Source organism: Micromonospora lupini, from assembly GCF_026342015.1.
Classification (GTDB): domain Bacteria; phylum Actinomycetota; class Actinomycetes; order Mycobacteriales; family Micromonosporaceae; genus Micromonospora; species Micromonospora lupini_B.
The window spans coordinates 852,355-874,593 of the sequence record NZ_JAPENL010000002.1 but is presented as its reverse complement, the minus strand read 5'-3'; the positions used below and the strand labels follow the sequence as shown (position 1 = coordinate 874,593).

Here is a 22,239-nt window from a genome sequence, read left to right as displayed (position 1 = left end):
CGGTGGCTCTGCCCTGGGAGGGTTCTCTTGTTACTACGCGGTTCGGCGCATTTGTAGTTCGTTCAGCGCGGGGATCGTGGGGTGGGGCACTCGTACGCCGGTGTCGGTGAAGCCCAGCCGCTGGTAGGCCCGGTAGGCTCGGTCGTTGCCGACCACCACCTCCAGCAGCAGCTCCGGCCGACCGCAGGCCCGCGACCAGGCGGCCACCCCGTCGATCAGCTCGCCGAGCAGCCCGCTGCCCCGCCAGGCCGGCGTGACGTACACGGCGTAGATGACTGTCAGCCCCGGCTCGTTCGGAGCGACAGTGCCGCCGGCGTGCCCGACCAGCCGGCCGCCCGGGTCCGCGACGAACTGCGCGTTGTTCGGGCCGGCCGAGGTGTACGCCACCCGGGCGGCGTACTCGCGGTGCGGTCGGGCAGCCGCGTCCGCCAGGGTCTCCAGGAAGGCCAACGGCGCGTCGGCGAGCATCTCCAGGCGCAGCGCCCGCATCCGGGCGGCGTCCTCAGGCCGAACCCGGTGGATCTCGGCCTGCCGAACGGCGGCTGAGCCGATATCGGTGGTCATGTCTGCATGCCTACCACAGGGGCGGGAGCCGATTCGGGGCGTGCCAGGCTCCGCCGCCGAGTGACCGGGCCGCGCCGTCGGGCGGTCGGGCCGCGCGGTCGGGCCGCGCCGCCGGGCGGTCGGGCCGCGCGGTCGGGCCGCGCGGTCGGGCCGCGCCGCCGGGCGGGCGGGCCGGCCGGTGCCCCTCCGGAGCGGTCCTCCGCAACCCGTTCCGGCGCCGTCCTCCCGTCCAGGAATATGCCCGATTTGGGGTCGTGCGCGGCCGTCACTCCTCGTGTAGCGTGCGATTTCGGTCACCCATTCAGCGGCCGTCGTCGATCGCTGAGGCGGTGGTCGAGGGCGTCCGGCCGCGCCGCGCGCCCAGGCAGGCAACGCTGCGCAAGAGTGAGGGAAGTGCACCGTGGCACAGGGCACCGTGAAGTGGTTCAACGCCGAAAAGGGCTACGGCTTCATCGCCGTCGACGGCGGTCAGGACGTCTTCGTCCACTTCTCCGCGATCGAGATGGACGGCTACAAGGCGCTTGACGACGGTCAGCGCGTGGAGTTCGAGATCGCCCAGGGCCAGAAGGGCCCGCAGGCGGAGCACGTACGCGTCATCGCCTGAGCGACTTCCCGACGTCCTCGCTCGCGGATTGCCCCCGATCGGCTGGCGGGTCGGTGCTGCGGTGCGCACGCCCGCCCGGGAAGATCGTGAACCGTTCCAGCCGATGCTGAGGAGGGTTCATGACCGACCAGTCGCCCCCGCCCACCACGCCCTCCGGGCCGGGTGACCCGGGCCCGTCCGACCCCACCTCACCCGTCTCCGGCGCAGACCCCGGGCCGCCCCCCGGATCTGGCCCCGGGACGCCGCCCGGATACGGGCCGCCGCCCGGCCACACCCAGGGCTGGGGGCAGGCAAGCCCAGCGGGTACGCCCGATCCCACCGCGCAGGGCGGCTGGGTTCCGCCGGCTGGGCCGCCTTCGGGTTGGGATCCGGCGCAGGGCGGCTGGGGTCCGCCGGCTGGGCCGCCTTCGGGTGGGGATCCGGCGCAGGGCGGCTGGGATCCGGCCGGTGCGCCGCCGCAGGGTTGGGCCTATCCGCCCGTCGGCGGCTACCCGCCCGGGGCGGGCCCCTACGGCGGGCAGCCGTGGTATCCGGGGGGACCGGTCGGCTGGTACCCGCCGGGTCACGGGTTCGATCCGACCGATGCCCTGGTCACTCCGCCGGGCGCCGGCATCGGGGCCTGGTTCGAGCGGTGCGGGGGCGCGCTGCGCCGGGGCTGGCGGCAGTTGGTGCCGATCATGCTGCTCACGCAGGTGTTGCCGGCGGCGGTGTTCTCGATCGTCCTGCTGGGCGTCGACCCGTCGCCCGCCTGGGAGGCGCAGGCCCAGATGGATCCGGCGGCCGGGCTGCCGGACAACTTCGCCGTCACCCTGGCAACCCTCATCGGCGCGCTGGTCGGCAGCAGCCTGCTGATCGGTCTGGTGCAGGCGGTGGGGTGGGCCGCCGGCAGTTGGGTGATCACCCAGCAGGCGACAGGCCGGCCCGGCAGCCTCGATGCGGCGCTGCGGTACGGCCTGCGCCGGGCGCTCGGCCTGTGGGGCTGGACGCTGCTGATCAGTCTCCTCGTCGGTATCGGTTCCTGCTGCTGCCTCCTGCCGGGCATCTATCTGGCGTTCGCGTTGAGCCTGGCCGGCCCGGTCTACCTGTTCGAGCGGCAGAACCCGATCGGCAGGTCGTTCGGGATGTTCCACGCCCGACTCGGTCTGGTGCTCGGTCGGGTGGCGGTGGTGGGCGGGGCCGTGATCGTCGGCACTGCGGTTCCCGGCTTCCTCGAGTCGGCGGGCACCGCCGCGTTCGGTGCGGACCCGTTCGCCTCCCCGGGCGCCGCGGTCGGGGCGGTGGCGGTGATCGCTGTCACGGCGGTGCTGGCGCTGCCGGCCCACCTCGTCCAGTTGATCGGTCTGCTGATCACGTACGCCGAGCAACGCGCCCATGAGGCGCCGGTGAACGGGGCCACACTGGCCGCGGAACTCGGCTGAGCGGGCTCATCGTGCTTGCACTCGGCAGGTGAGAGTGCTAAACAAGTCATTGGCACTCGCATACCGTGAGTGCCAATGGTCGGGACGGTGGGGCCAGGTTGCCCAGGCGTGGAGACGCCGGGGCGGCACATGGCCGGTCGTCGCGGGCTATCCGGCCCGGCCGAAGGACGTCGTCGTCGCCAGGTGGCGACGTCCCAAGGTGCGTACACCAGGCGGCCCATCCGGGGGACACATCTCGGGTGGCCCGTGAGTGTCCAGGAGGACAACGCCGTATGGCCAAGATGATCGCGTTCGACGAAGAGGCGCGCCGCGGCCTCGAGCGGGGCATGAACCAGCTCGCCGACGCCGTAAAGGTGACCCTCGGCCCCAAGGGCCGCAACGTCGTGCTCGAGAAGAAGTGGGGTGCCCCCACCATCACCAACGATGGTGTGAGCATCGCCAAGGAGATCGAGCTCGAGGACCCGTACGAGAAGATCGGCGCCGAGCTGGTCAAGGAGGTCGCCAAGAAGACCGACGACGTTGCCGGTGACGGCACGACGACGGCGACCGTCCTGGCCCAGGCCCTGGTTCGCGAGGGCCTGCGCAACGTGGCCGCCGGCGCCAACCCGATGGCCCTGAAGCGGGGCATCGAGGCCGCGGTCGCGAGCGTCTCGGAGGAGCTGTCCAAGCTCGCCAAGGACGTCGAGACCAAGGAGCAGATCGCCTCCACCGCCTCCATCTCCGCTGGCGACAGCACCGTCGGCGAGATCATCGCCGAGGCGATGGACAAGGTCGGCAAGGAAGGCGTCATCACCGTCGAGGAGAGCAACACCTTCGGGCTGGAGCTGGAGCTCACCGAGGGTATGCGCTTCGACAAGGGCTACATCTCGGCCTACTTCATGACCGACCCGGAGCGCATGGAGGCCGTCTTCGACGACCCCTACCTCCTGATCGTCAACAGCAAGATCTCGTCGGTCAAGGACCTGCTCCCGATCCTCGAGAAGGTCATGCAGTCGGGCAAGCCGCTGCTGATCATCTCCGAGGACATCGAGGGCGAGGCCCTGGCGACCCTGGTCGTCAACAAGGTCCGGGGCACCTTCAAGTCGGTCGCCGTCAAGGCGCCGGGCTTCGGTGACCGCCGCAAGGCCATGCTCGCCGACATCGCCATCCTCACCGGTGGCCAGGTCATCAGCGAGGAGGTCGGCCTCAAGCTGGACGCCGTCGGCCTCGACATGCTGGGCCGCGCCCGCAAGGTCGTCGTGACCAAGGACGAGACCACAATCGTCGACGGTGCCGGCGACGCCGACCAGATCCAGGGTCGGGTCAACCAGATCCGGGCCGAGATCGACAAGAGCGACTCCGACTACGACCGCGAGAAGCTGCAGGAGCGGCTGGCCAAGCTGGCCGGCGGCGTTGCGGTCATCAAGGTCGGCGCGGCCACCGAGGTCGAGCTCAAGGAGCGCAAGCACCGCATCGAGGACGCCGTTCGCAACGCGAAGGCGGCCGTCGAGGAGGGCATCGTCCCGGGTGGTGGCGTCGCGCTGGTGCAGGCCGGCAAGACCGCCTTCGACAAGCTCGACCTGGTCGGCGACGAGGCGACCGGTGCGAACATCGTCAAGGTCGCGCTGGACGCCCCGCTGCGGCAGATCGCCGTCAACGCCGGCCTCGAGGGCGGCGTCGTGGTGGAGAAGGTCCGTAACCTCGAAGCGGGTCACGGTCTGAACGCCGCCAACGGCGAGTACGTCGACCTGCTGGCCGCGGGCATCATCGACCCGGCCAAGGTGACGCGCTCGGCGCTGCAGAACGCCGCGTCCATCGCGGCGCTCTTCCTCACCACCGAGGCCGTCGTCGCGGACAAGCCGGAGAAGACCCCGGCTGCCCCGGCTGGCCCGGGTGGCGGGGACATGGACTTCTGAGTCCAGTTCCGACACACCGAACGGGGCGGGCCGCTGACGCGGTCCGCCCCGTTCGTCGTCAGGTGGGCAGTGGGCGCTGGTTGCGGCGCTTCTGCGCCCGGTCGTACGGCGGCAGCAGCTGGATCGGCGCGTCCACCATCTCCTGCGGTTCCTCGGCCAGCGGCTCGCCGTCGGTGGTCATCTCGGCCAGTTGCTCGGCGTCGCCGTAGTCGAGCCTGTCGAACGGCACTTGGCCGGGCAGGTCGCCGACCGGCTTCCAGGTGATCGGCGGGCCGTCCTCGGTCTGGTCGTCATCCGTGGTCATGGCTGCCTCCTCTACCGAAACGGTAGGGGGCGTCGATGGGCGATGCGGGCGAATGGATTGATGTCCCATTTGCCCTCTCACGTCACCGGCAGGGTCCGCCGGTACAGGAAGAAGACCCGCTCGATCCGGGCGCCCGCGCTGCCAGAGTAGAACGGCACCGGCCCGACCCAGCCGATCTGCGCCCGGTCCACCCCAGCCGCCCGCTGGTCGCGCAGGCAGCGTCGCAGCAGCACCCCACCGATGCCCGAACCCTCGGCGGAGGGCGCGGTGCCCATCGGCCCGAACCAGCTCGGCCGGGACGACCCGTAGGCCGCGAAGCCCAGCACCTCGCCGGCCCGCTCCGCCAGGTGGCAGCCGGCCCCCGCACGGCCCACCGATCCGGCCAGCTCCCCGTCCCATGTGCCACCGAAGGTGGACCGGGCGAACGCGGCCAGCGCCGGCAGGTCCGCGGGCTCCGCCCGGCGTACCGTGATGCCCTGCCCGGCCAGCCGTTGCTCCGCGGCCTCCGTGGACCGCAGGGCCGGTGACTCGTCGTAGGACAGGTCCGCGGTCATGTTCCAGGCGGTCCGGTCCTGGTGGTAGCCGAGAGCCAGGGCGGCGCACACCGCTGGCGTGTACCGCACGTCGATGCCCGGCCAGGCGTAGTACGGCGGGTTCCCGGCCAGCAGCACCTCGGTGACACCGCGCTGGCCGAGCGCCTGCTCGGCGCGCGACAGCAGCGCGCGGCAGACCCCCCGGCGGCGCTGCCCAGGAAGCACCGCGACCAGGTCCACGTGCCCGACGCCCACCTCGGTCGGCGACACCGAGCAGAGCAGCACGCCGACCAGGTCGTTCCCCCGGTACGCGCCCAGCCCGACGACCGCGCGGTCGGCGGCGGCCCGGGTCCACAGCACGTCCACGATGGCACCCGCCTCGGCGGCGTCCTCGGGCAGGTCGAGCGCCTGCGCGCAGACCCGCGCCACGGTGGGCGCGAGGTCGGGGCTCAGTTCGGCGACGGTGATCTCGGCGTCCATGGTCGCCGACCCTAGATCACCTGCTGGCGGTGCCCGGCCCTCACCCCCGGGCGGCGCGAACGGCGGCGTACGCGTCGACCTGACCGGCGCCTGTGACGTTCGCCGCGCCGCCGCAGGAGTCGGTGCGCTTGGCGGAGCGGTACGTCGGCTCGGCCGGCGTGGCGGTGTCCCGCAGGATCTGCCGGGTCCGGCTCAGGTCACCGACCAGCGCCGGATTCGCCGACCACATGAGCGCGACCACCCCGGCCACCTGCGGGGTCGCCATCGACGTGCCGTCCAGCGCCGCGTACCCGCCGCCGGGCATGGCCGACACCACGCCCACCCCGGGCGCCAGCACATCCGGTTTGCCCGTGCCGCCCGGCACCGGCCCGCGCGAGGAGAACTCGGCCACCCGCCGCTTTGCGTCCACCGCCCCCACGGTCAGCACGTTCGCGTACGGAGCGGGCGGGTCGTCGATCGACGCGCACCACGGACCTGTGTTGCCGGCCGCGACGACCACGAAGATCCCGGCGGCGTCCAGCGCCGTGGTGGCCGGGAGCAGCGCCTCCCGGTCGCAGCCCTCGATCGCCGGGCAGCCCCACGAGTTGGTGAGCACCTGCGGGGCGCGCTCCGGCCGGCCGTCGGTGAACGGGTCACCGCCGGTCGGGAAGGGCGCCAGCATGAACTGGAGGCAGTCCAGGTAGTGCCCGGGGCTGCCCAGGTTGCGGTCCAGGTTGACGCAGCCCACCCACTGCGCGTCCGGCGCCACCCCGATGCCGTCCCGTCCGACCGCGCTGCCCACCGTGTGGGTGCCGTGCCCGCCCTGGTCGTTCGGTGCCCGGGTGCCGTCCCACGGGTCGTACCAGGAGTCGTCCCCACCACGGAACCCGGCCCGCAGCGCCGGATGGCCGCCGTCCACGCCGGAGTCGGAGCTGCCGACCACGATTCCCCTGCCTGTCACTCCCAGTTGGGACCAGACGCGGTCCGCGCCGAGCTGACGGATGTTCCACTCCGGTCCGGTGGGCGCCGGCGCGCTGCCCCGGGTCTGCCCCGCCGGGGCCGGCAGAGGCCGCAGGCGCTGGCTGACCAGCACCCGTGCCACCTCTCCTCGCCGCGCGAGCCAGGCCCGTACGGCCGGCCCGCCATCCACCTCGACGGCGTTGACCAGGTAGTACGGCACCGGGTCGAGTCGTAGCCGCCGCGCCGTGCGGCGCAGGTCGGCCTGGCTGCGTTCGGCGGTGGTCACCAGCCGCCGGTAGACCTCCGCCGCCCGGGCGTCCCGTCCGGCCTGCCCGGGGGCGCCGGCCGGGATGCCGCTCAGGTCGGCCTGCTCGCGCAGCACCACAAGCAGCCGCTCCCCGTACAGGCCGGGTTGGCCGGGCCCGACGTCGACGACACCCACGGTCACGAGCAGGACCGTCGCCGTCAGCGCGGCGACCCGGCGACTCGGGGTACGCGCCGCCGGTCGGGCCAGCAGCACTGCGTACCCGATGGCGACCACTACCGCGACGGCGAGGCCGGCGACTGCGGCGGCCGCCACCCAGAACGGCACGTCCCGGGTGCCGATCAGCAGCAGGGTGATCTCTTCAGGGTCGGTGAACGCCAGCGGGCCGAGCGTGGCCAGACCCACCAGCCAGCCGGTCGCCGTCCGGCCGGCGCGTGCGGCGTCGGCCGGGGCGGCTGTGGGTCGCCAGGCCGCGGCCCACAGCGCGGCAAGTGCGAAACCCACCGGCGGCAGGGTCAGCAGCGCGGGCAACTGCGCGCCCGACTGGCCGGTGCCGGCCGCGAGGAGCAGCAGTGCCACCCCGGCGACCAGACCTCCGAGCAGGACCAGCCGGGCCGGCCGGGGCGGCCGTCCCGCCGCGAACTCCGACCAGAAGGCGGCGTCCAACAGCGTCGCGGCCAGCACGCCAAGAGCGGCTGCCGCCACCAGCGCGAGCACTGTCTCCAGGAGCCCGCCGAGCGCGCCCAGCCAGGCCCACGGCAGCAGCAGCGCCAGACCGGCGGCGACCGCGAGCAGCGGCACCGGACCCGGCCGGCGCGATCCACGCCGCCCCCCGACCGACTCCGGGCTCCCGCCGGCCGCCGACGCGGCGTCGCTGCTCGGCTCTGGGCTCTCGGCGGCCTGGGCTCGGGCGACGTCGCGGTTCGGCGCGGCGCCGCCGGTCCACGACGCGGTGGCGTCCAGCGCGGCGTCGACGTCCGGACCGGACGGCCGTCGCGACGACCAGGCCACGGCGAGTGCGCTGAGCAACGCCGCGCCGGCCAGCCCGGCGAGGTACGCCTCGTGGTGCACAGGCGGCACGACCCGCAGCAGGGTGAGCACCCCGAGGGCGAGTGCCCCGACCAGCCAGGCCCGCCCGGTGGCCCGGACCGCTGTCGAGCGGGGCAGTATCGCCAGCAGCAGGGCGGGAGTGCCCACCAACACGACGACGGTCAGGCCGAGCGCCGGCCAGAGCCAGCCGACCCGGTCCCGTCCGAAGCTCAGCAGCACCTGGTCGGTGACCCAGCCGCCGGTCTGGGTGGCAGCGGTGACCGCAACCGTCCAGCAGCCGACAAGCACGGCGGCGACCACTGACCACGGGGAGCTGCGGTCGCTGAGACCGGGTCGCGCAGGTTGACCGTGCATCCGAGAACCTTACGACCACGGCAAGGGTTCCCGACCCGCCCGTCGCCTGACGGGACACCGAAGGACTGTGTAGATCTTGGACATTTTCCCTAAGCGGCGGACGGAGACTGTCCAAGATCTGCGAGCGCCGCGGTGGGGCGGGGCGCGGCGCTGAATGTCGACTCGCTCGCCTGGCGGTTACGGTGGATGGGTGCGTGACCCCAACATCTCCCGATCCGTCGCCGGGCAGCTCTCGCCGATCCGCCGTACGGCCGACCTGCGCCGACTCCGCGCCGAGCGCTTCGACGTGCTGGTCATCGGGGGTGGGGTGACAGGTGCGGGCGCCGCCCTGGACGCGGCCTCCCGGGGCCTGAAGGTGGCCCTGGTCGAGGCGCGCGACTTCGCCTCGGGCACGTCGAGCCGATCCAGCAAGCTCATCCACGGCGGGCTGCGCTACCTGGAGCAGTTGGAGTTCCACCTGGTCCACGAGGCGCTTACCGAGCGGGGCCTGCTGGCGACCCGGCTCGCGCCGCACCTCGTCCGCCCGGTGCCGTTCCTGGTGCCGCTGCCGGCCGGTCGGGGCCTGCGGGACCTGCCGGCCCGGATCTTCCGCCGCTCGTACTACGGCGCGGGCGTGGCCACGTACGACGCCTTCGCCGGTCTCCTCGGCGGTGGCCGGGGCATGCCGCTGCACCGGCACCTGACCCGGGAGGGGGCCCGGCGGATCTTCCCAAGCCTGCGGGCCGACGCGCTGGCCGGGGCGATCCGCTACTACGACGGGCAGGTCGACGACGCTCGGCTGGTCGTCACCCTGGCCCGCACCGCGGCCAGCCTCGGCGCCACTGTCGTGAGCAGCGCCCGCGCCGTCGGGCTGATCCGGCAGGCGCGGGAGGTGACAGGCGTCCGGGTCCGCGACCTGGAGGCGCCGGCCGGCTCCCCGGACGCCGAGTTCGAGGTGCACGCCCGCACCGTCATCGCGGCCACCGGCGTGTGGAGCGACGACATGTCCCGGATGCTCAACGACGTGGGGCTGCGGCCCGGCGTCCGGGTGCGCGCCTCGAAGGGGGTGCACCTGGTGGTGCCCCGCTCGGCGATCACCGGCGAGACGGGTCTCATCCTGCGTACGGCGAAGTCGGTGCTCTTCGTCATCCCGTGGGGCGGGCACTGGATCATCGGCACGACCGACACCGACTGGCGACTGGACCGGTCCCACCCGGCGGCCTCGGCGCGCGACATCGACTACCTGTTGCAGCAGGTGAACACCGTGCTGGACCGGCCGCTGACCACCGCCGACATCGAGGGCGTCTACGCCGGGCTGCGCCCGCTGCTGGCCGGCGAGGCCGACTCCACCTCGAAGCTCTCCCGTGAGCACGCGGTGTTCGAGCCGATGCTCGGGCTGCTGTTGGTGGCCGGTGGCAAGTACACGACGTACCGGGTGATGGCGTCCGACGTGGTCGACCGGGCCGTACGCCGGTTGGGTGGGGCCCGCGCCTCGCGTACCGCCGACCTGCCGTTGCTCGGCGCCGACGGATACCCGGCGATGTGGCGGGACCGGGCCGACCTGGCGCGCAGGCACGGCGTGCCGGTGGGCGTGGTGGAGCACCTGTTGGAGCGGTACGGCACCCTCACGCTTGACCTGCTGGCGCTTGTCGACGCCGATCCGTTGCTGGCGTCCCCGCTGGCCGGCGCTCCGGAGTACCTGGCGGCCGAGGTCGCCTACGCGGCGCGGGCCGAGGGCGCGCTGCACCTGGAGGACGTGCTGACCCGACGGACCCGGATCTCGTTCGAGACCAGCCACCGTGGCCTGGAGTCGGCCGAGCACGCCGCCGAGCTGATGGGCGCGGTGCTCGGGTGGGACGCGGCGCGGAGCGCCCGCGAGGTCGAGCACTACCGCGCGCGGGTGGAGGCGGAACGGCGGTCCCAGTTGATGCCTGACGACGCCGGGGCTGACGCGGCCCGACTGGGCGTGCCGGACGTTCGGGGTTATGCGGCGGACCGGGGTGACGACGACCAGGCCGAGCTGCGCCCGACGGCGCGATGACCGAAAAGTAACGTTACCGAGTGGTAACTCTCGATACCGGCCCGGATGGTGGTTTCGAACGCTACCTACGGTGGGGTAGGTTTCCGCGCGTGCTTTACCGCGCGCGCCCCCGACTGCTCACCCCCCTTCTTGCCGTGGTGCTCGCCGTCGCCCTGGCCGGGTGTTCGCTGTTCGGCAGCGACGACGCCGACACACCTGCCGCCCAACCGCCGGCCGGCTCGGCGGCCGGCGGGTCGGCACCCGAGATCCCGACGACGGTCGCCAAGGGGCAGGTCAGCCTGATCCAACGGCTCGGCGCCGACGCCCCGCTGCGCACGTTGAGCGTCGAGCGGGACGGCTCGTGGCAGTGCCTCGACTGTGCCGGCGACGGGGTCACCTCCCGGGGCCGGCTGGCTCCGGAGCAGACCGAACGCCTCCAGGTGCTGCTGGCCGATCCCCGGCTCACCGAGGAGACCGACCAGGTCCGGCACTATCGGACCACCTGCATCGACGCGCTGACGTCCAGCCTGCTCACCTCGTCCGGGCTGGTCACCTCGCAGGACTGCCCGGGTGAGGAACGCCCGACGGTGGCGGGAGAGATCCTGTTGCTGCTCACCCAGGCGACACCGGCCGAGGTCAAGGGCTGACCCGCACAGGGCTGACCCGCGCACCGCCGATCAGAGTCGGAGTACCTTGCCCGGGTTGAGCAGGCCGGCCGGGTCCAGCGCCGCCTTGATGGCCTGGTGCACCCGGACGCCGACCGGGCCGATCTCCCGCGCCAGCCAGTCCCGCTTGAGCAGCCCCACCCCGTGCTCGCCGGTGCAGGTGCCGCCCAGCTCCAGGCCGAGCCGCATGATCTCGTCGAACGCCCGCCGGCCCCGCTCCACGCTCGCCGGGTCGGCCCGGTCGACGACGATGTTCGGATGCATGTTGCCGTCCCCGGCGTGCCCCACCACGCCGATCGGCACGTCGCAGTCCGCCGCGATCCGGGCCACCCCGTCCAGCAGCGCGGCGAGCGCGCCCCGCGGCACCGCCACGTCGTCGATCACCAGGCCACCGCTGCCGTCCGGGTGGGTGTCGGCGGCGAACTTCTCCATCGCCGGGTGGGCGAGCCGGCGAGCCTGCAACAACGCCGCCGCCTCCACCGCGTCGGTGGCCGCGTAGACCTCCTCGGCGCCGGCCGCCTCGCACACCTCGGCCAGGGCGGCCAGGTCGTCGCCCGCCCGGCTGCCGGTGTCGGCGGCGGCCAGCAACAGGGCCTGCGCGTCGGTCCGCAACCCCATCGGCTGGTACGCCTCGATCGCCCGCAGGTGGGTCTGGTCCAGCAACTCCAGCAGGCTGGGCGTGAGGCCCCGCGCGGCGATCCGGGCCACCGCCGTGCCGGCCGCCGCCGTGGAGCCGAAGACCGCCACCAGGGTCAACGAGTCGGCCGGGGCGGGCCGCAGCGCCACGGTCACCTCGGTGATCACCCCGAGGGTGCCCTCCGAGCCGACGAAGAGCCGCGTCAGGTCGTAGCCGGCCACCCCCTTGGCCGTCCGCCGCCCGGTGCGCAGCACCTCGCCGGAGGCGAGCACCACCTCCAGGCCGAGCACGTACTCGGTGGTCACGCCGTATTTCACGCAGCACATGCCGCCGGCGTTGGTGGCCACGTTGCCGCCGATCGTGGACGACTCCCACGAGCCGGGGTCCGGCGGGTACCAGAGGCCCTGCCGGGCGACCGCCGCCGCGAGCGCGGCGTTGACCACGCCGGGCTGGACCACAGCGATCCGGCTCACCGGGTCGATCTCCCGGATCTCGTCCATCGCGACGGTGCTGAGCACCACCGCGCCGTCCACCGCGTTCGCCGCGCCGGCCAGCCCCGTCCGCGCGCCCTGCGGCACCAGCGGTACGCCGTGCCGCGCCGCCGCCCGAACCACGGCTACCACCTGCTCGGTGGTACGCGGACGGGTCACCACGAGGGGGACGCCTGCGGCGCAGAGGTCGGCCTCGTCGCGCTGGTGCACGCGCAGCAGGTCCGGGTCGGTGAGCACGGCGTTCTCGCCCAGGGCGGCGCGCAGGTCGTCGAGGAGTCCGGTGGGGGCCATGCCGCCGAGGCTAGGTCGCCGACCACCGATCATCAACGCGGGCTAGCTTGGGCACCATGCTCTACCTGGACCGGCCGGCCTGGCCGTGGCGCGGTCGACTCTGGTCGCACCTGATCAGCGACGTCTCCTACGCCGAGTTGCACGCCTTCGCCGAGGCGCTTGGCGCACCCCGGCGCGGTTTCGACCGGGACCACTACGACATCCCGGCCGACCGGTTCGCGGCGGCGGTGTGGCTCGGTGCCCGGGTGGTGCCGAGCCGGGAACTCGTCCGGTTGCTGCGCGACGCCGGGCTGCGTCGCCCGAAGCACCTGGTCAGGCCGGGATCGTCGGCGGCCCGGTGAGTGCGGCCAGCTCACGGCGCAGGTTGTCCCGGGCCGGCTGCTCCCACCGCTGCGCGAGCGGCGGCAGCCGGAACAGCGCGGGTAGCGCCAGCAGCCCGGTGAGTACGGCGGCCCGTCCGGTCCGGAAGGCCGACTCGGGCACGTGCGCGTACTCCCGCCTGATCGCCGTGGCGTAGCTGTCGTAGGCGGCCGGCGGCCCGGCCAGCACGGCGAGGTCCGCGTCGCAGAGCAGGGCGCCGTCGGCGTCGCCGGGCGTCACGGCGTGCCCGGCGGTGAGCAGGACCAGCCGGCGCACCTCGGCCACCGCGGGCGCCGGCGCCCCGAGCCCGGTGAGCAGGGTCCCGGCCAGCGTGGCGCTGTCCCGTTCGTTGGTGTCGCCCGGGGCCCGCGGGTCGTAGACGGCGTCGTGGCACCAGGCGGCCAAGCGGACCAGGTCGGGCCGCTCGGCCAGCGCGGCGTACCGGTCCACCACATCGAGGACGACGCTCAGATGCGCCACCGTGTGGTAGTGCCGGTGCGGCTCCCGCCACCGGGCGAGCAGCTCCTCCCCGGCCCGGGTGCAGCTCTCGTCGGGTCTCGCGCCGGCGTCACGGGCCGCCGCCCGCCACCGGTCCAGCAGATCGGCCACCGCCCGAGTCTGCCGCACACGGGCACCATGCGGGCGGGAGGATTCAGCGGGCCCGCCACGGGTAGTCGCGCCCATGGCGGTGGCCCGAGACAAGAGACCTCCGGTGGTGCGGCGTGCACCATTGCGCGAAGGTTTGGTGGACGTCGACGGGGCGCGCATCGCCGAGGCCACCGAACAACTGCGGCACCGTGGCCGTGCCACCCTGCACGACCGGCTGCACCGGGTGCGGATGGCGGGTGGGCTGGCCGTCCAGGCCGGGTTGGCGGCCGGACTGGCGTACCTCATCTCGCACAAGGTGCTGGGCAACCCGCAACCGGTCTTCGCGCCGATCTCCGCGGTCGGCACGCTTGCCGCGTCGGTAGGGCAGCGGTTCCGGCGGACCGTCGAGCTGATCGTCGGGGTGGGCGTCGGGGTGTTCGTCGGCGACTTGCTGATCTACCTGCTCGGCACCGGCGCGTGGCAACTCGGCCTGGTGGTCACTGTGGCGATCCTGCTCACCATCTTCGCCGGGGCGAGCGTGGCGATCGTCATCCAGGCGGCGGCCACGGCGGTGCTGATCGTGACGCTGAGCCCGTCCACCCAGAACCTGGAGATCCCGCGCTTCGTCGACGCCTTCCTCGGCGGTGGCGTCGCGTTGCTGGTGACGGCGGTACTGCTGCCGCTGAATCCGCTTCGCGTGATCAACCGGGCCGCGCGACCGGCGCTGGACCTGCTCGCCGCCCAGCTCGACGCCACCGCCGACGGGCTGCGCGACCGGGACCGGGCCGGCATCCAGCGGGCGCTGGAGCGGCTGCGCAACAACAAGGACGAGCTGGCCACCCTGGCCGAGGCGATCGAGGGTGCGAAGGAGACGGCCACCCTCTCGCCGGCCCGCTGGCACCGCCGGGGCGAGCTGATCCACTACGCGGAGGCGGCCGACCCGATCGACCGCGCGATGCGCAACAGCGGCACGCTGATCCGGCGGTCCGTCACCCTGATCGAGGACGACGAGCCGGTACCGGACACGATGCCGGACTCGATCGGTCACCTCGCCGAGTCGGTCCGCCTGCTCAAGCACGAGTTCGCGGCGGGCGAGGAGCCGCAGAAGGCGCGGGAGCGGTCGCTGCGGGCCGTCAGCGAGGCCGGCCGGGCGTACGGGGCAGGGGTCGGCTTCTCCGGCAGTGTCGTGATCGCCCAGATCCGGACCACGGCGAGCGACCTGCTGGTGGCCTCCGGCGTCGAGCAGGAGGAGGCGAACCGGTGGATCCGGACCGCCTTCGGGGAGCAGGAGCGGCCTGTCGGCGAACCGGCCGAGCCGGGCGAGGCGCCGAAGCCACCCACCGCCCCGCCCGTCGGTTGAACGCTGGCGGCGGACACCTGCCGCGAAGCTCAGCCCAGCTCGGCGAGCGCGGCGAGCAGCCGGTCGACCTGGGCCGCGGTGGTGCCCAGACCGATGCTGGCGCGCAACGCGGTCGGCGGAAGATCACGCCGTCCGGTACGCCCGGCAGCCTCGCCGAGCAGCCGCCGGGCCAGCGGGTGGGCGCAGAACAGCCCATCTCGTACGCCGATCCGGTGCTCCGTGGCCAGCCGGGCGGCCACCGCGGCGGAGTCCCAGCCGGCGACCACGAACGAGACGATGCCGACCCGGGGCGTGTCGGGGCCGAAGGTGCGCAGCTCCACCACGTGCGGCAGGGCGGCGAGGCCGGCGCGCAGCCGGGCCAGCAGCGCCTGCTCACGGGCGGCCAGCGCGACCCGGTCGGCGTCGGCCAGCGCCGCGCACACCGCCGCCAGCGCCACCGCGCCCAGCAGGTTCGGGGTGCCGCCCTCATGTCGGGCCGGGCCGTTCGCCCAGGTCACGTCGTGGGTCGCCGACCCGACGTGGCTCGTGGCGCCGCCACCGGCCAGGTACGGCGCGGCGGCGTCCAGCCAGTCCGCCCGGCCGATGAGCACACCCGCGCCGAACGGGGCGTACAGCTTGTGGCCGGACACGGCCAGGTAGTCCACGCCGAGCGTGTGCCTGTCGACAGGGGCGTGCGGGGCGAGCTGCGCGGCGTCGAGGACGATCCGGGCGCCGTGCCGGTGGGCCACCCGGGCCAGCTCGGCGACCGGCCACAGCTCGCCTGTCACATTGCTCGCCCCGGTCACCGCGACCAGCACCGGCAGCGCGGGGTTGCTGTCACGGCGCAGCTCGGTGAGGGCGGCGGCGAGAGCGCGTACCGCCCCGGCGGGGTCGGCGGGCACCGGCAGGCGCACCGAGCCGCGTGGCCAGGGCAGCAGGTTGGCGTGGTGCTCACCCGCGAAGGTGACGACTGTCGTGCCGGCGGGCAGCGCCCGGGCCAGCAGGTTGAGGGCGTCGGTGGTGTTCCGCGTGAAGATCACGTGGTCGTCGGCGCGGGCGCCGAAGAAGTCGCCGACCGTCTGCCGGGCCCGCTCGTAGGCAAGCGTGCAGCGCCGCGACAGCGCTCCCGCGCCGCGGTGCACGCTCGCGTACCAGGGAAGCAGTTCGGTCACCGCGTCGGCCGCGGCCCGCGCGCACGGCGCGGTGGCCGCGTAGTCGAGGTTGATCTCGCCGGGTACGCCGAGCACGTCGAGCGGCGCCGACGGCGCGGGCGCGACGGCGGGCAGGGTGGGCAGCGAGGGTACGAGGGTGACGGACACGCCGGAACCTCCGGGGTCAGGGACCCCGGGTGGTGCCGGGACGGGGCCCGCGCTTGCCCAGCACGAGGATCGGGCTGGGCCCGGTCATCACCCGGGGCACCCCACCGCGAACTCGACGAGGGTTGCCGGCCAGCAAGCCGGGGCTGAACGCTGACACTCGTGACCTGCCCGCAGCATAGCGGCTGTGGATGCGACCGGACCAGCCGGCGGGGGATGGCTACGCTGACCGCATGGCCGACACCCCGCCCGGTGCACCCCTGCCGTCGTCGCCGCCCGCGCCCGCCGATCCGGCTGTCGTCGCGGCGCCCCGGATGCCGCCGCGCCGACCGAACTGGCTGCGGTTCCTGGTGCTGGCCGGGGTGGTGCTGCTCATCGCCGCGTGCGCGGTCTTCATGGTCTTCACGCTCGGCGAGTCGCTCGGCGCGCAGGCCCTGCTGGTCGGTGTGGGCGCCGCGATCCTGCCGGTGCCGGTGCTTATCGCCTGCTTCCTGTGGCTCGACAGGTACGAACCGGAGCCGCTGAAGTACCTGATCTTCTGCTTCGCCTGGGGCGCGTTCGTCTCCACCGCCGCCGCCCTCAAGGTGAACGAGTTCGCCGCCGGGCGGTTCGCCGACTGGGGACTGCCGGACGCGCTCACCGGGGTGCTGGTGGCACCGTTCATCGAGGAGCTGACCAAGGCCCTCGGCCCGATCCTGCTGCTGGTGTTTCGGCGTCGGGAGTGGTCAGGGATCACCGACGGCCTGGTCTACTGCGGGCTCTCCGCGGTCGGGTTCGCGATGGTGGAGAACATCCTCTACCTGGGTGGGTACGGCTACGCGGCAGGCGCCGACCGCTACGGCCCCGCGACCGGCGCCCAGCAGGTGATCGCCATCTTCATCGTGCGGATCCTCCTGTTCGGGTTCGCCCATCCGCTCTTCACCTCGATGACCGGTGTGGGGCTCGGTGTCGCCTCACGTTCGGCCGACCGGCGGGTCCGCGTGCTCGCACCCATCGCCGGCCTGCTGCTGGCGATGATGTTGCACGGCACGTGGAACCTGCTGCCGACGTTGACCCAGGCCACCGGCGAAGCGGTGATCATGCTGTACGGCTTCCTCGGCCTGATGGTGCCTGTCTTCTTCGGTACGGTCGGGCTGGCGCTGTGGCTGCGTGCCTGGGAGGGGCGGCTCACCGAGCGGATCCTGCCCGACTACGTACGCGCGGGCTGGCTGAGCCCGCCGGAGGTGGCCGCGCTGAGCAGCCTGGGCCGCCGGCACGCGGCCCGCAGCTGGGCACGCCGCGTCGCCGGCGATGCCGGGGTGCGGGCGATGCGCGGATACCAGGTCGCCGCGACGCGGTTGGCCCTGCTGCGCGACGGGATGCTGCGTGGCCTGGACCGTAAGCCGGGCGACCGGGAGCGGGCGGTCGCCGAGGAACGGCAACTGCTGGAGGCGATCACGGCGCACCGGTCGTTCTTCCTGGGGCGTGACCCGCAGGCGCCGGTGGGCGTCTGGGACGGCAGCCGCTACCACCTGCGCTTCCCGGACGGTACGTCGCGGCCGGTGGACGCGCCCGAAGAGCCGGTGGTCCCGATCCCGGTGGTGCTTGCCCCGCCGCCGCCCCCGATGGGCTACGCGCCGCCCGGATGGCACGGCCTGCCCACGGCGGCGCCGTGGCCGCCCGGTCATTCCTGACGGCGGTCGGTCTGGCTCAGGTCATCAGGGTGGTGAGGAAGTCGCCGAGGCCCTGGAACATCGCCATCAGCGCCGCCCCGATCGCCTTGAACATCTGCGCGGCGCCGTCCGGCCGGAACGCCACGAAGTAGATCAGGAACGCGACGCTTCCCCAGGTGAGCAGCTTCTTTACGAATACCGGCATCGTCCCTCCCCAGGGCCACGGTCGCCGGCTGGCTTCCCGTCGTGGGGCCTGGCAAACGGCGCGCGGTCGTGCCGCCGGCCGGGGAGGTGCGTCAGAGATAGAGGCCCGTGGAGTTGTTCTCGATCCGCTCGGCGGCCACCGCGTGCACGTCGCGTTCCCGCAGCAGCACGTACCCGCGGCCGTGCAGCTCGACCTCGGAACGGTCGTCCGGGTCGAAGAGCACCCGGTCGCCGGAGACGATTGCCCGGACGTTCGGCCCCACGCCGACGGCGGTGGCCCAGGCGAGGCGCTTGCCGACCTGGGCGGTCGCCGGGATGACGATGCCAGCTGTGGAACGGCGCTCGCCCTCGCTGCCGTCCATGCGTACCAGCACGCGGTCGTGCAGCAGGCGGATCGGCAGGCCGGAGTCGAAATCCTGGTCGGCGGTCACGGGGCAGACGCTACCGTGTCGCCGACGGCCGGCCGCCGGTGGTTACGCCCGAGGTGGTCTGGGCATTGTGTGGCGGAACTGCCCTACGGTGTCGGGAACGGACGTATGCTGTCCGACCTGTCGCCGTGGGCCGACGACTCTTCTGCCAGGAGGTGCGCTTGAGCCGCTTCGAGCGGGTACGCGGGCGGCTGCGCCGCGCCTACCGATCGGGACAGGAGTCGGTTCGCGCGGCTCAGGAGACGCCGAGCGACGCGCCGGAGCCGGCCGGGGTGGCCTCGCCCGCCGTTCCGGGGCCGACCGCCCCGCCGAGCGCCACGGTCTACGGTGCCGAGCCTCAGGCGGATCTGCACACCTCGACATCCAGCCGGGACGACGCGGACGTGCCGCACGGGCTGCGGATCGCCGCCGCCTGGTGCTGGCGGCTGATCGTGATCGGTGTGGTGGCCTGGGCGCTGCTCCGGATCGTCGGCACGATCAGCATCGTGATCATTCCGCTGGCCATCGCGCTGCTGCTCTCGGCGTTGCTCGCGCCGGCGGTGGGTTGGCTGCTGCGGGCCCGACTGCCCCGGTCGCTGGCGACGGCTGTGGTGCTGGTCGGCGGCCTGGTGAGTGTCATCGGCACGCTGACCCTCGTGGTCAACGAGTTCATCCAGGGCGTGCCGGAGCTGAGCGAGAAGTCGTCGCAGGGCGTCCGGCAGATCCAGGACTGGCTGAAGACCGGCCCGCTGCACCTCTCCGACACCCAGCTCGACCGCTACATCGACGAGGCGCAGGCCTGGATCAACGACAACACGTCGAGGTTCACCAGCGGCGCGCTGAGCACCGCCGCGACGCTGGCGGAGGTGCTCACCGGCACCCTGCTGGTGCTCTTCGCGACGTTCTTCTTCCTGCGCGACGGCGCCCGGATCTGGCGCTTCCTGGTCCGGCTGCTGCCGGTGGCCGCCCGCTGGAAGGTCGACGACGCCGGCCGCGCCTCCTGGCACACGCTCGGTGCCTACGTCCGGGCGACAGTGCTTGTCGCCTTCATCGACGCGGTGGGCATCGGCATCTTCCTGGTCATCTTCGACGTTCCGTTCGCCTTCCCACTTGCCGCGCTGGTGTTCCTCGGCGCTTTCATCCCGATCGTCGGCGCCGCGCTCTCCGGTGTCGTGGCGGTGCTTGTGGCGCTCGTCGACAGTGGCCCGGTGACCGCGCTGATCATCCTGGGCGCGGTGATCGGCGTGCAGCAGGTCGAGGGGCACATCCTCCAGCCGCTGATCATGGGGCGGGCGGTGGCCATCCACCCACTCGCGGTGATCATCGGGATCGCGGCCGGCGTGGTGCTCGCGGGCATCACGGGCGCGCTGGTCTCCGTGCCGCTGATCGCGGTGTTGAACACCGCCGTACGCCGACTGGCCGCCCGGACGGTCCCGGACACTCCACCCGACGCCGTGGTCGTCGCCGCCCAGGCCCCCTGACCGCCACCGCGCCCGCAACGCCCGCTTGATCGCGCACGATCCTGGAAATAGTGGCCTCCCCATCGGGGGAGGCCACTATTTTCGTGTTGTTGTGCGATCTTGGCGCGGTGGCCCTGCGTGGGGGTCAGGTGGTGGCGAGGCGTTGCAGGGCACCCCTGGCGACCTCGGGGCGGGTCGTGTACCAGAACGGGGGCAGCGAGCGGCGCAGGAACGGCCCGTAGCCCCGAGCCGTCTCCAGCCGCGAGTCGAGCACCGCGACGACTCCCTTGTCTCCGGTGGCCCGGATCAGCCGGCCGACGCCCTGCGCCAGCCGGACCGCCGCGATCGGCACGCTGACCGCGGCGAAGCCGGAGCCGCCGCCCGCGTCCACGGCCGCGGCGCGGGCCGCCGCGAGGGGTTCGTCCGGCCGGGGGAAGGGCAGCCGGTCGATGACCACGAGCTGGCAGGCGTCGCCCGGCACGTCCACCCCCTGCCACAGCGACATCACCCCGAACAGGCAACTTGACCGCTCCTCGCGGAAACGGCGGACCAGCAGCGGCAGGGCCTCCTCGCCCTGGAGCAGCACCGGCAGGTCGGTCCGCGCGCGCAGCAGCTCCGCCGCCTGCTGCGCGGCCCGCCGGGAGGAGAAGAGCCCGAGAGTACGACCACCGAGCGCCTCGACGAGCCCGAGCAGCTCCTCTCCGGCCGCGTCGGGCAGCCCGGAGACGCTGGGTCGGGGCAGGTGCGCGGCGACGTAGAGGATGCCCTGTCGGGCGTAGTCGAACGGCGAGCCCACGTCCAGCGAGCGCCAGCCCGGCCCCTCGGTCGCCGGCACGACGGACCCCGGGTTGGTGTCACCGGCGAGCCGGCGGCCGGGCGCTTCGGCGACCGGGCGGCCCGGGGCGGTCCGGGCGGCCTGCGCTGCGGCGGCCGGGGACGGCGGCGCGGGTGGCGGCGCGTCCAGGCCGAGGGCGCGGGCCACGGTGTCGAACCGGCCGCCAAGCGCCAGGGTGGCCGAGGTCGCCACGACTGTGCGTTCGTCGTACAGGTGGGTGGCGAGGGTGCCGGCCACCGACAGGGGCGCGACCACGAGGGCCCGCCGGCTGCCGCTGTCGTTCTTCTCCACCCAGGCCACGTCGTGGTCGGCCTCTTCGAGGAGCCGCTGGGCGGTGGTGGAGAGGTCGTCGAGCGCGGCCTTGGCCTGCTGCTTGCGGACCGGGTCGGGATCGTCGGACTTGACCTCGCCGATCGCGTCCAGGGCGGTGCGGGTGGCCGCGTCGAGCAGCGTGCACGCCTCCCGCAGCGGCGTCGGCAGGCCGGCGGTGAGTCGACCGCTGGGGGCCTCGGCCAGCCCGACGGCGAGGGCGTCACCGGCGGCGGTGAGCGCGTCTGCGGTCTCCGGCCGCAGCAGCGTACGGGCCCGGCGGGTGGTGCGGTCGATCAGCTCCGGCACCAGTTCGGCCTGGGCGGCCGAGGAGACCCGGTCGGCAAGCTCGTGTGCCTCGTCGACGATGAGCAGCTTGTGCGGCGGGACGATGTGCCGGTCGGCGAGCATGTCGACGGCCAGGAGGCTGTGGTTGGTCACCACGATGTCGGCCTCGCGGGCGCGGGCACGGGACGCCTCGGCGAAGCACTCCGCGCCGAACGGGCACCGGGCCGCGCCGACGCACTCCCGCGACGGCATCGAGACCAGCCGCCAGGCCTGGTCGTCGACGCCCGGGTCCAGCTCGTCGCGGTCGCCGGTGTCGGTCTTCTCGGCCCAGCCGCGCAGCCGCTCGATCTGCTTGCCCAGCCGGCCCGCCTCGCCGAGCCACTTCGTGCCGCCGCCGGGGCGGGAGGCCGGTGCGTCGAAGAGGGTGTCCTCCGGCTCGTCCTCGGTGGAGTTGTCCAGCCGGGCCAGGCAGAGGTAGTGGTGCCGGCCCTTCAGCACCGCGAACGTGGGCCGGCGGCCGAGCAGCGGCTCGACGGCGTCTGCCAGCCGGGGCAGGTCGTGGTCGACGAGCTGGGACTGCAACGCGAGCGTTGCCGTGGAGACGACCACCGGGCCGTCCACGGTGAGGGCAGGCGCGAGGTACGCCAGCGACTTGCCGGTGCCGGTGCCCGCCTGCACGAGCAGGTGCTCGCCGCTTGTCACGCACTCCTCGATGGCTGTCGTCATCTCCTGCTGGCCGGGCCGCGCCGTGCCGCCGGGGACCGCGCCGACCGCTGCCGCGAGCAGCTCGGTGCCGCTGGGCCGGGCACCGCGCCGCCGGCTCCCACCACGGGCCGACGGGGTGGCGGAACCGGTGGCGGTGCGGGGCGGAGTCACCGTGCGACGGTACCCGCCGCCGCCGACAGCGACCGCGCCCATCCGCCCGCGTGGCGTGGACCACCCATCGACCCCGTTGATCCACCCCGTCCGGTTACGACCGTGCTACGACGCGT

Annotated in this window: 19 protein-coding genes and 1 riboswitch; of the genes, 9 read left to right on the top strand and 10 right to left on the bottom strand. The window is 73.7% G+C overall.

What is annotated here, in order from left to right:
• Nucleotides 1–33 precede the first annotated feature (33 nt).
• Complete coding sequence (locus tag OOJ91_RS18965) at nt 34–564, bottom strand: GNAT family N-acetyltransferase (protein ID WP_266246703.1); 531 nt, start codon at nt 562–564, stop codon at nt 34–36.
• 400 nt (nt 565–964) lie between these two features.
• Here OOJ91_RS18965 and OOJ91_RS18960 point away from each other — a divergent pair, with 400 nt between their 5' ends.
• From OOJ91_RS18960 to groL, 3 genes are all read left to right on the top strand, one after another.
• Nucleotides 965–1,168 (top strand): cold-shock protein, encoded by a 204-nt coding sequence (locus OOJ91_RS18960; RefSeq protein WP_039909088.1) that lies wholly within the window; start codon nt 965–967, stop codon nt 1,166–1,168.
• A gap of 119 nt (nt 1,169–1,287) precedes the next feature.
• On the top strand, nt 1,288–2,586 hold the full coding sequence (locus OOJ91_RS18955) for a hypothetical protein (RefSeq protein ID WP_266246700.1): 1,299 nt from the start codon (nt 1,288–1,290) through the stop codon (nt 2,584–2,586).
• 272 nt (nt 2,587–2,858) lie between these two features.
• The gene (gene groL / locus OOJ91_RS18950) at nt 2,859–4,481 is read left to right on the top strand and encodes a chaperonin GroEL (RefSeq protein WP_007465827.1); all 1,623 of its coding nucleotides are present in this window, start codon (nt 2,859–2,861) and stop codon (nt 4,479–4,481) included.
• A gap of 58 nt (nt 4,482–4,539) precedes the next feature.
• Here groL and OOJ91_RS18945 read toward each other — a convergent pair whose 3' ends face one another.
• The 3 genes from OOJ91_RS18945 to OOJ91_RS18935 form a co-directional block, all read right to left on the bottom strand.
• Nucleotides 4,540–4,785 carry a hypothetical protein gene (locus OOJ91_RS18945; protein WP_266246697.1) on the bottom strand — a complete coding sequence of 82 codons (246 nt, stop codon included), beginning with the start codon at nt 4,783–4,785 and terminating at the stop codon, nt 4,540–4,542.
• A gap of 77 nt (nt 4,786–4,862) precedes the next feature.
• Nucleotides 4,863–5,798, bottom strand: a complete 936-nt coding sequence (locus OOJ91_RS18940) for a GNAT family N-acetyltransferase (protein WP_266246695.1) — start codon at nt 5,796–5,798, stop codon at nt 4,863–4,865.
• 40 nt (nt 5,799–5,838) lie between these two features.
• On the bottom strand, nt 5,839–8,406 hold the full coding sequence (locus OOJ91_RS18935) for a S8 family serine peptidase (protein WP_266246694.1): 2,568 nt from the start codon (nt 8,404–8,406) through the stop codon (nt 5,839–5,841).
• Nucleotides 8,407–8,611: 205 nt separating this feature from the next.
• On the opposite strand from OOJ91_RS18935, the gene OOJ91_RS18930 reads away from it, so the two are divergent.
• A complete protein-coding gene (locus OOJ91_RS18930; RefSeq protein WP_266249762.1) occupies nt 8,612–10,426 on the top strand; it encodes a glycerol-3-phosphate dehydrogenase/oxidase in 1,815 nt (604 codons plus the stop codon).
• Between the two features lie 89 nt (nt 10,427–10,515).
• The gene (locus OOJ91_RS18925) at nt 10,516–11,052 is read left to right on the top strand and encodes a hypothetical protein (RefSeq protein ID WP_266246691.1); all 537 of its coding nucleotides are present in this window, start codon (nt 10,516–10,518) and stop codon (nt 11,050–11,052) included.
• Nucleotides 11,053–11,082: 30 nt separating this feature from the next.
• Here the strand turns inward: OOJ91_RS18925 and OOJ91_RS18920 are convergent, their stop codons facing one another.
• Nucleotides 11,083–12,489, bottom strand: coding sequence for an FAD-binding oxidoreductase (locus OOJ91_RS18920; RefSeq protein WP_266246688.1), 1,407 nt, complete (start codon nt 12,487–12,489; stop codon nt 11,083–11,085).
• A 56-nt stretch (nt 12,490–12,545) separates the two neighbouring features.
• Here OOJ91_RS18920 and OOJ91_RS18915 point away from each other — a divergent pair, with 56 nt between their 5' ends.
• A complete protein-coding gene (locus OOJ91_RS18915; protein WP_007465813.1) occupies nt 12,546–12,830 on the top strand; it encodes a DUF4031 domain-containing protein in 285 nt (94 codons plus the stop codon).
• Here the strand turns inward: OOJ91_RS18915 and OOJ91_RS18910 are convergent.
• Nucleotides 12,802–13,458: an HD domain-containing protein gene (locus OOJ91_RS18910; RefSeq protein WP_266246684.1), complete on the bottom strand. Its 657-nt coding sequence runs from the start codon at nt 13,456–13,458 to the stop codon at nt 12,802–12,804. The genes OOJ91_RS18915 and OOJ91_RS18910 overlap by 29 nt on opposite strands.
• Before the next feature lie 136 nt (nt 13,459–13,594).
• Between OOJ91_RS18910 and OOJ91_RS18905 the strand changes: the two genes are divergently transcribed.
• Nucleotides 13,595–14,797, top strand: coding sequence for an FUSC family protein (locus tag OOJ91_RS18905; protein ID WP_266246682.1), 1,203 nt, complete (start codon nt 13,595–13,597; stop codon nt 14,795–14,797).
• Between the two features lie 29 nt (nt 14,798–14,826).
• On the opposite strand, the gene OOJ91_RS18900 is transcribed toward OOJ91_RS18905, so the two are convergent.
• Nucleotides 14,827–16,095 carry an aminotransferase class V-fold PLP-dependent enzyme gene (locus tag OOJ91_RS18900; RefSeq protein ID WP_266246679.1) on the bottom strand — a complete coding sequence of 423 codons (1,269 nt, stop codon included), beginning with the start codon at nt 16,093–16,095 and terminating at the stop codon, nt 14,827–14,829.
• A 44-nt stretch (nt 16,096–16,139) separates the two neighbouring features.
• Nucleotides 16,140–16,260, bottom strand: a riboswitch (SAM riboswitch).
• Between the two features lie 23 nt (nt 16,261–16,283).
• On the opposite strand from OOJ91_RS18900, the gene OOJ91_RS18895 reads away from it, so the two are divergent.
• Nucleotides 16,284–17,765, top strand: coding sequence for a PrsW family intramembrane metalloprotease (locus OOJ91_RS18895; RefSeq protein WP_266246677.1), 1,482 nt, complete (start codon nt 16,284–16,286; stop codon nt 17,763–17,765).
• A 16-nt stretch (nt 17,766–17,781) separates the two neighbouring features.
• Here the strand turns inward: OOJ91_RS18895 and OOJ91_RS18890 are convergent, their stop codons facing one another.
• Both OOJ91_RS18890 and OOJ91_RS18885 read right to left on the bottom strand, forming a co-directional pair.
• Entirely contained in the window at nt 17,782–17,949 is a 168-nt protein-coding gene (locus OOJ91_RS18890) for a hypothetical protein (RefSeq protein WP_007465801.1), read from the bottom strand.
• Nucleotides 17,950–18,040: 91 nt separating this feature from the next.
• Nucleotides 18,041–18,379: a GroES family chaperonin gene (locus tag OOJ91_RS18885; protein ID WP_266246673.1), complete on the bottom strand. Its 339-nt coding sequence runs from the start codon at nt 18,377–18,379 to the stop codon at nt 18,041–18,043.
• A gap of 158 nt (nt 18,380–18,537) precedes the next feature.
• Here OOJ91_RS18885 and OOJ91_RS18880 point away from each other — a divergent pair, with 158 nt between their 5' ends.
• Nucleotides 18,538–19,836: an AI-2E family transporter gene (locus OOJ91_RS18880; RefSeq protein ID WP_266246672.1), complete on the top strand. Its 1,299-nt coding sequence runs from the start codon at nt 18,538–18,540 to the stop codon at nt 19,834–19,836.
• Between the two features lie 124 nt (nt 19,837–19,960).
• On the opposite strand, the gene OOJ91_RS18875 is transcribed toward OOJ91_RS18880, so the two are convergent.
• A complete protein-coding gene (locus OOJ91_RS18875) occupies nt 19,961–22,165 on the bottom strand; it encodes an ATP-dependent DNA helicase (RefSeq protein ID WP_266246671.1) in 2,205 nt (734 codons plus the stop codon).
• Nucleotides 22,166–22,239 lie beyond the last annotated feature (74 nt).